The 8,354-nt window shown below is 58.0% G+C and carries 9 protein-coding genes and 1 rRNA gene (1 of these 10 only partly in view); 6 read left to right on the forward strand and 4 right to left on the reverse strand.

Translation table 11 applies throughout. The features are described 5' to 3' along the window. Positions 1-34 precede the first annotated feature (34 nt). Entirely contained in the window at positions 35-688 is a 654-nt protein-coding gene (locus tag D3Y57_RS13445; RefSeq protein WP_121153408.1) for a DUF1345 domain-containing protein, read from the reverse strand. Positions 689-1,000: 312 nt separating this feature from the next. Between D3Y57_RS13445 and hisS the strand changes: the two genes are divergently transcribed. From hisS to D3Y57_RS13465, 4 genes are all read left to right on the forward strand, one after another. Continuing rightward, a complete protein-coding gene (gene hisS / locus D3Y57_RS13450) occupies positions 1,001-2,323 on the forward strand; it encodes a histidine--tRNA ligase (RefSeq protein ID WP_121153410.1) in 1,323 nt (440 codons plus the stop codon). Continuing rightward, positions 2,320-3,393, forward strand: coding sequence for a peptide chain release factor 1 (prfA, locus tag D3Y57_RS13455; protein ID WP_121153412.1), 1,074 nt, complete (start codon positions 2,320-2,322; stop codon positions 3,391-3,393). The genes hisS and prfA overlap by 4 nt, the downstream gene beginning before the upstream one ends. Continuing rightward, positions 3,386-4,195 (forward strand): peptide chain release factor N(5)-glutamine methyltransferase, encoded by an 810-nt coding sequence (gene prmC / locus D3Y57_RS13460; protein ID WP_239025834.1) that lies wholly within the window; start codon positions 3,386-3,388, stop codon positions 4,193-4,195. Before prfA ends, prmC begins: the two co-directional genes overlap by 8 nt. 220 nt (positions 4,196-4,415) lie before the next feature. Further along, entirely contained in the window at positions 4,416-5,471 is a 1,056-nt protein-coding gene (locus D3Y57_RS13465; RefSeq protein WP_121153414.1) for a DUF4167 domain-containing protein, read from the forward strand. 6 nt (positions 5,472-5,477) lie between these two features. On the opposite strand, the gene D3Y57_RS13470 is transcribed toward D3Y57_RS13465, so the two are convergent. Then, positions 5,478-5,846, reverse strand: coding sequence for an acyl-CoA thioesterase (locus D3Y57_RS13470; protein ID WP_430739008.1), 369 nt, complete (start codon positions 5,844-5,846; stop codon positions 5,478-5,480). Beyond that, the gene (locus D3Y57_RS13475; RefSeq protein WP_347400384.1) at positions 5,843-6,145 is read right to left on the reverse strand and encodes a hypothetical protein; all 303 of its coding nucleotides are present in this window, start codon (positions 6,143-6,145) and stop codon (positions 5,843-5,845) included. The genes D3Y57_RS13470 and D3Y57_RS13475 overlap by 4 nt, the downstream gene beginning before the upstream one ends. A 72-nt stretch (positions 6,146-6,217) precedes the next feature. On the opposite strand from D3Y57_RS13475, the gene D3Y57_RS13480 reads away from it, so the two are divergent. Next, the gene (locus tag D3Y57_RS13480; RefSeq protein ID WP_121155918.1) at positions 6,218-6,643 is read left to right on the forward strand and encodes a CBS domain-containing protein; all 426 of its coding nucleotides are present in this window, start codon (positions 6,218-6,220) and stop codon (positions 6,641-6,643) included. Here the strand turns inward: D3Y57_RS13480 and D3Y57_RS13485 are convergent. After that, positions 6,628-7,647, reverse strand: coding sequence for a glycosyltransferase (locus D3Y57_RS13485; protein WP_121153419.1), 1,020 nt, complete (start codon positions 7,645-7,647; stop codon positions 6,628-6,630). The genes D3Y57_RS13480 and D3Y57_RS13485 overlap by 16 nt on opposite strands. Before the next feature lie 496 nt (positions 7,648-8,143). Between D3Y57_RS13485 and D3Y57_RS13490 the strand changes: the two genes are divergently transcribed. Next, positions 8,144-8,354, forward strand: a 16S ribosomal RNA gene (locus D3Y57_RS13490); it runs 1,288 nt beyond the window's last position.

The raw sequence follows: 8,354 nt of genomic DNA on the forward strand, positions 1-8,354 counted from the left end.
TGTCGAAGAGCTAGCCTTCTTTAATCCTCAACTCTTATCCGCCGCCCAGCACATTGATCGAAAATGCCAGCACGCCGATGTTGAATACGAACGCCGCCAGACTGTGCGCGGTCACGATCTTGCGCATATGACGCGACGTAACGCCGGTGTCCGACGTCTGAAACGTCATCCCCAGCGTGTATGAGAAATAGATGAAGTCGCTATATTCGGGGCCTGCATCGGGTCCATCATCATCCTTGCCCGAAAAATTCAGCCCGCCTTTCGCGCCATCCACATAATAGAGATGAGCGTAATGCAGCGCGTAAACCGTGTTTGAATATATCCACGCCACTGCCAGCGTCCCGACGATCAGCGCTTTCGGCGACCCCCCGCCACCCTTGACCCCAAGCTCACTGAAAACAGCAGTCAGAATTGCGAGCATCACGACACTGGTAATGACCAGCAGAACCACACGGTTGGCGTCGTTCTCCTCTGCATATCGTTTCATCGCGTCCGTGCCATGTGTGGTCAGCACCGGGATCAGTGAGATCATGAAGAAGATACCGGCAATGTCGAACCCGGTCATCAAGGCTCGCGTCCAGCCAAGCGGCCCCAGCATCGCCCCGAACGCCACGGCGAAAATCACCAGAAACGCAATGAAACGGGCAGGGGCGATACGCTGGCCGAGCGTCTGGCGGGCTTTGGTCATGTCGCGATGGTAACGGATCGGAAACGGAATGTATCCCGGTGTTGGCGTGCTCAGCGCATGTGCGTTCCCGAACCTGTCGAAGAGGTGAGAGGAAGGGGGAACGGAAAGGGGTGGGGCAGCGGAAGGGACAGGAGATGGAGAGAGAATGAGAAAACAAAATCCCCGTATCCCTGAGCTTGTCGAAGGGCTGCCCTTCTTCCTGAACCCTGGAAAAAGCAGGACAGCCCTTCGACAAGCTCAGGGAAGCGGAATGCCCTTCAAACCCCAATCCTTGCCACGAAGCCCCCCTTCCGATTAAGGCCGCGCCCACCAATGGCCCGCATCGAAACCCCCAAAGCAATCCGTGGCACGCAGAGCATGATCGGCGAAGAAGCCGACCGCTTCCACCACGTCGTCAGCACCTTCGACAGGGTTCGCCGCCTCTACGGCTTCGGACGGATCGAGGTGCCGGTATTCGAAAGCACCGCTGTCTTCGCGCGAAGCCTCGGTGAAACCACCGATGTCGTGTCGAAGGAAATGTATAGCTTCGAGGATCGCGGCGGCGATTCGCTGACTCTGCGCCCCGAATTTACCGCCGGCATCGCCCGCGCCTATCTGACCGAGGGATGGCAGCAATACGCGCCCCTGAAAGTCGCCACCCACGGCCCGCTATTCCGCTACGAACGTCCGCAAAAGGGCCGGTTCCGCCAGTTCCACCAGTTGGACGCCGAAGTCATCGGAGCAGCCGAACCGGCAGCAGACGTCGAACTTCTGTGCTTCGCCGACCAACTCCTCCGCGAACTCGGCGTCAGCGAAGGCGTAACGCTAAAGCTGAATACCCTTGGCGATGCGACCAGCCGCGACAACTGGCGCGCAGCCCTGATCGAACATTTCGAAAGCCACCGTGCCGACCTGTCCGAAGACAGCGTAGCGCGGTTGTCCAAGAACCCATTGCGCATCCTCGACAGCAAAGACCCCCGCGACCGGACAGCCGCCGACACCGCGCCAAAGATGGTGTTGAGCGCGGAAGCCGAAGATTTCTTCGCAAAGGTTTGCTCGGGGCTGGAAGCAGCAGGCGTCGACTACGAACTTGCGCCGCATCTGGTGCGCGGGCTGGATTACTACCGTCACACCGCGTTCGAATTCGTCACCGATCGGCTTGGCGCACAAGGGACTGTCCTTGGTGGTGGCCGTTATGATGGGCTGATCGAAACACTTGGTGGTGCGCATACGCCTGCGGTCGGTTGGGCTGCGGGGATCGAGCGGCTGGGAATGCTGATTGATGCCCCAGAGCCAACCGCTCCCGAATATGTGCTGATTCCGTTGGATTCTGTCGGGGCTGATTTCAAGATTTCATTGGAAGACAGCACCGCTTCGGGCTGGCGTATCACCAATTTTCTTCGTCGCTGGGGTGTCGCTGCGGATCTTTCTTTAAGCGGTAAGCGGGATCGCAGAATTGATCGCGCGCGGCGACGAGGAGCCAAGGCAATCCTCTTTTTCCACGAGGATACGGTTAAAAATCGACTGCACATTATGGTGATGGAATTGCAGTCTCCTTCAAATGGAATGGTTGCGCGGACACGGGCAATTTTTGAGCGCTTTGCCGTGGAAGACGGAAAAGCTGAAGGCGAACTCGTGATCGGTGGCTGGCGTTGATCTCCATCTCCGATGCCCGCATCGCTGCCATCGAAGCCCGCAAGGACGAGCTCCAGGCCCAGCTCTCCAGCGGTGAAGTCCCCGCCGAACGCTTCGTCGCGCTCTCAAAAGAATATGCCGAAGTCGAACCCGTAGCCGAAGCCGCCCGCGAACTTCGCCGCCTGCGCGCCGAACGCGAAACGCTTGGGGCAATGGCAACCGACAGCGACCCTGAAATCCGCGAAATGGCCGCCGACGAACTTCAGACGATCCTCGCTCAGCTTCCCGAAGCAGAACGTTCGCTGGCACTGAAACTGCTCCCCCGCGACGCCGCCGATGAACGCGCTGCCATGCTGGAAATCCGCGCCGGAACCGGCGGCGACGAAGCCGCTTTGTTCGCTGGCGACTTGTTCCGCATGTACTCACGCTACGCCGAGGAACGTGGCTGGAAGGTCGAGATCATCTCTGCCAGCCCCGCCGACATGGGCGGGTACAAGGAGGTCGTCGCGTCGCTGAACGGGACAGGGGTGTTCGCGCGCCTGAAATTCGAAAGCGGCGTCCACCGTGTCCAGCGCGTGCCCGTCACCGAATCGGGTGGCCGCATCCACACCTCCGCCGCAACCGTCGCCGTCCTTCCCGAAGCAGAGGAAGTCGATGTCCAGATCAACGACAACGATCTGCGGATCGACGTCTATCGCTCGTCCGGTCCCGGCGGCCAGTCGGTCAACACCACCGACAGTGCCGTCCGCATCGTCCATTTGCCGACGGGCCTGATCGTTATTCAGCAGGATGAAAAGTCGCAGCACAAGAACAAGGCCAAGGCGTTGAAGGTGCTGCGGACGCGGCTGTACGAACTCGAACGCTCACGGCTGGACGACGAACGATCGGGCGCGCGCAAGGCAATGGTCGGTTCCGGTGACCGTTCCGAACGCATCCGCACCTATAACTTTCCGCAGGGGCGCGTGACTGATCATCGGATCAACCTGACCTTGCATCGTCTGCCCGAAATCCTTGAGGGCGCGATGGACGAATTGCTGGGCGCGCTGATCGCCGAGGACGAAGCCGCAAGGCTGGGCGCGCTGGGTGATTGATCTGTTTCAGGCGACAGAAGCCCTGAAAAAAGTCTCCGATACGCCCCGTCTCGATGCCGAACTTTTGCTCGCTAAAGCGCTCGGAATCACCCGCGATGCGCTGATTCTGGGCGAAAAGCGTCCCATACCGTCCACTTTCGTTACATTGTTGAACCGTCGGCTGGCCCATGAACCGATCGCCTACATCCTCGAAACCCGCGATTTTTGGTCGATTTCTCTTCGTGTAACCCCCGCCGTCCTCATCCCGCGACCCGATAGCGAAACACTCATCGAAGCAGCCCTCGCGCACTTCGGTGCACAGGGTCCAACACGCATACTGGACTTGGGCACAGGCTCCGGCGCGCTGTTGCTGGCGGCACTGGCGGAATGGCCCAACTCCAGTGGCTTAGGCGTTGATGCGTCAGCTGAAGCTCTGGCGATCGCAAGAGAAAACGCCGAAAATCTAGGGCTCTCTTCAAGAGCAGAATTCCAACAAAACAACTGGGCAAATGGGGTAGCACAAACCTTCACTCTGATTCTCTGCAACCCCCCCTATATCGAATCCTCCGCGACCCTCGATCCTCAGGTTTCCGACTACGAACCCCCCTCTGCCCTCTACGCTGGACCCCATGGATTATCCGACTACCGCATCATCGCGCCGCAGCTGAAAAACCTGCTTTCCCCCAGCGGAATCGCCTGCATAGAGATCGGCTCGACCCAGCGGCTGGCGGTCACCGAACTGCTAGAATCGCACGGAATGGCCGTCATTTTCCGCAAGGATCTTGCGGGGCACGACCGTTGCCTGATCGCATCCCACAAATAATGCTTGGCCCCTCCGCGATATGTCGCTAGGGCGGTCCCCAAGATACGAACGCATCTTCCAGCTGAAAAGCGAATGCGCCTTATCTTACCCCCACCAGTAACCTGCTTTTGTCTCGGCAAAAGTTCGGCGAAGTCACTGATCGTCCGGCGGTTCGGATACGACAGGACAAGGGGGCACAGCGGGATTTGTTTGAAAACCCCTTGCTAAGGACGAATTCAACTTGATCAATAATCGTCAGCAGTCCGGTCGCCGTCGCGGTCGGGGTGGCCAGCGCCAGAACAACCCAGGTGGCAATAACAGTGGCGGTGGTCGCGGGCCCGAAAGTGGTAACCGGATCGACAACCGCGCGCGCGGCAACGCAGCGCAATTGCTCGAGAAATACAAGACGCTCGCCCGCGATGCGCAGCAGGCTGGCGATCGGGTGCTGACAGAATATTATCTCCAGTTCGCTGACCATTATTTTCGTGTGCTGAGCGAAACCCGTGCTCGCTATGAAGAAAACAACCCGACACGCGCCCGTCAGGAATTCGGAAACGAAGAACAGGGCTTCGAAGGCGAAGAGGGTAACGAGAACCAGGACGACGACGACGATTTCGCCGGCTCGTTCCGCCAGCCACAGCGCGTCCAACAGCAGCCGCAGCAACAAGCCCAGCCTCAACAGGCCCAGCCTCAACAGGCCCGCGACAATCGCGGCAATGAGGATCGCCCACGGGAAAGCCGCCCCCGTGAAGACCGTCCGCGTGACGATCGTCCCCGCGACGATCGGCCTCGTGAAGATCGTCCCCGTTCGTCATCATATCAACGCGACGACCGTACTCGCGATACGCAGCGTGATGATCGGCCGCGCGAACAGCCACAGCGCGAAACGCAGCAGCAACCACGCGACGAAAACTTGCGCGATGAGCAGCCGCGTGAAAACCGTCCTCGCGAAAACCGCGTTCGTCGCGACTATGGTGACGAAGATCGTGGTAATCGCGCTCCGTCCTTAGCACCGCAGACAGACGTCCGTCCTGAAGCAAACTCGGAAGCCATTACCCCCGCACCGCGTGCCGTGCGGCGTCCCCGGGCTCAGCCTGTCGTCAGAAATCAGGATAACGACGATGGCGAAGCGCGCCTCGACATCGGCGTATTGCCGCCAGCCTTCAGCATCCCGCCATCGATAGTCGCGGAACCTACACCAGTTGTTGCGGCAAAGACCGAAGGTGAAGTTGTGGTCGAGCCTCGGCGTCGCGGTCGTCCTCGCAAGGTTCCGATTGAAGCGCCCGCTGAAAGCTGACGCCGATCAGGCAGGCAATACGCGTGGGCGGAAATTCTCGTCCAGCGCGACGAAAGTGAAAACGCCGCTGGTCACCTTGACTTCCTCGGCTCCTCCGTTCCGGCTGGCCACGACGTCCAGCCGGATCGCGATCGAGGTCCGCCCTCGCCTTTCAACTTTTGCATAGATCGAAATGATGTCGGTCAGCAGGATTGGTGCCAGGAACTCCATCGTCTCGATCGCGACGGTAGCCGTTCGTCCCTGCGCGATCCTGCCTGCGACGATGCCGCCCGCAGAGTCCATCTGACTGAGGACCCAGCCTCCAAAAATATGACCATTCGAATTTATGTCACCGGGTTTGGGAATAACGCGGAGAATGGGCTGTTCGGAAATCACTGATGGTCCTCGTCGAACCGATCACGCACATCTTCGTCATGGCCGGAACCCGAACTTAGGAAGACTAATCCCATCAGTGTTGCAGCCAGCAAGACTGTAAAAAACACCCCCAGTGTTGTGGCGATTGCCATGTGAATGGGTACCGTGCCGAGCACGATCTTCATAATCAGCAGCCCAATCGCAGCGGTAGCGAACGAAGCCGCCCCCATCCACTTCATCAGGCGCTTGTATCGAGCCAGCGCAAAAGAGGAGATTCCGGGGTTGGCCGGGGCGGGGTTGTCGATGTCATGACCAGTCATTGCTTTCATTTGGGCCGCAAGCGTGGAATCATCAAGCGCAAGCGATCCAATAGAGTCGAAGAGGAGCCGGTAATGACGATCAGCGCGATTCTGAGTTCCAAGGGCGATGAGGTTATTGCTGTGTCCAGCGACGCTCTTGTTGCCGACGCGGTAAAGCTGTTCGCGGAGCGCCGGATCGGCGCGGTCCCTGTAATAGATAAGGGGAATGTCGTCGGAATTTTTTCCGAACGCGACGTTGTTTATTCGCTTGCCCGGATAGGAGGCCGCGCCTTGGATCAGCGGGTTGGCGATGTCATGACCTCCCCCGCCCTGACCGTCGCTCCGGGGGACCCGGTAATGGCGGCATTGTCTTTGATGACACGCCGGCGTGTGCGCCACTTGCCGGTAATCGATAACGGCAAAACGATAGGCTTCGTGTCTATCGGCGATTTGGTCAAATACCGGATCGACCGCATCGAAACTGAAGCCGCCGCGATGCGAGACTATATAGCGAGTTGATTTTTCGATGACGAACGCTGCCGTCTCAGCAGTGCCCATGCCAGCCTGAACGCGCGAATAGGTGCGCCGAAAGTGGTAAGGCGCGCGACCGTTCGCCACATTTTCTCAGGCCTGGCGCCGCCCTTCACTTGCTCCAGCAATAGGGCAAATCCTTCACCGCGCATCGCGGTCGGTGAATAGAGTATCCCGCGAGCTGTTTTTTCTCGAACGTTATCGCTCGTGCCGGGGCGCCGGAACAGTGCATCCAACTCATGAATAGGCGGGAGGACATTTAGATTGTCGGTGGGATCAGGCCGTTTGGCGATCCGCTCGACATGAGCTTCCCACGCGACGGCTGCTCCGATCTGTTGCGTCAGCGCGTGACGATTGCTGACCTGGCTTGCACTTTGTCGATAAAGAATCAGTCGCTCTGGCAGACTGGTCAAGCGGGTGACCTCTGAAAGCCGCAGCCAAAGGTCGTAATCTTCGCAGTGAAGGAAGGCTGCGTGATACCCGCCGACCGATCGGACGACGTCGCGCCGCATCACGACAGAAGGATGGCACAAGGGCGGACCATTTTTCAGGTCGGCAACCACGGCATCTGGATCGGTAACATTGTCGAAACGACGAAGGCCGGGCCGACCGCGTTCGTCGATCGTGTCCGCACCGGTTCCGAGCACGCCAATCTCTGGATGAGCATCAAGATAAGCTACCTGCTGGTCAAATCGAGTGGGGAGGGCAATGTCGTCGCCATCCATCCTGCCTATTAAAGGAGCGCGGGCCTGAGCGATCATGAGGTTCAAACTATAGATCAATCCGTGATTCGCCTGATGAATGGCGCGAATCCGGCGATCCTGTTTTGCGAATCGATCGATGATCATCCCCGAATCGTCGGTCGATCCGTCATTGACGATTAGAAACTCGAAATCTTCGAACGTCTGCGTGAGAATGCTTTCGATCGCCAACGATAGGTATGCAGCATCATTGAAAACGCTCATCGTCACAGTCAGGCGGGGATCGATCATGCCGGAAACCTAATTATTACAGTGTTTAAGCGCAGATTGATTCTGCCGATGAATGACCATAGCGCAGGTCGGTGAATAACCCTTTACGCAAGAGGGCAGCGGAGGCGTTGGGGCGTCTGAAAGTTTTATGACGGATTCTTTGCAGATTGATGTTGACGGCTTTGCGGGTGGCTTCTAGAGGAGGGGCATCGAGACGGTGAGCGGTTAGTTCACTGGTTCGGTTAGCGAGATCAGCAGGCGCCCGGTCCTCCCGGTAAAACGGGGGTGGATTTGGCGTCGGCATTTTGCGCTCTTTCTCATTGTTGGTAAAGATGAAGGGACATGTGGGCAGCGGCTCCAGGTCCGACGGTTTTAAGGCGTCGGTTGCTTGGTTAAATTAGTCGTTACTCACAAGTCCTTTATATGTATTCCATACGTAAAAATGATTTGTGCAGAGCGATCCTTGAAATGGACGTCTTGCTCTGGGGAATTCCACCCGGGAGTGAGATTGGACATCAAACTTGAGAGTTTGATCCTGGCTCAGAATGAACGCTGGCGGCATGCCTAACACATGCAAGTCGAACGAGATTGTGACTTCGGTTGCAGTCTAGTGGCGCACGGGTGCGTAACGCGTGGGAATCTACCCTTGGGTTCGGAATAACAGTGAGAAATTACTGCTAATACCGGATAATGACGTAAGTCCAAAGATTTATCGCCCAAGGATGAGC

Source organism: Sphingomonas paeninsulae, assembly GCF_003660165.1.
In the GTDB taxonomy this organism is placed as follows: domain Bacteria; phylum Pseudomonadota; class Alphaproteobacteria; order Sphingomonadales; family Sphingomonadaceae; genus Sphingomonas_O; species Sphingomonas_O paeninsulae.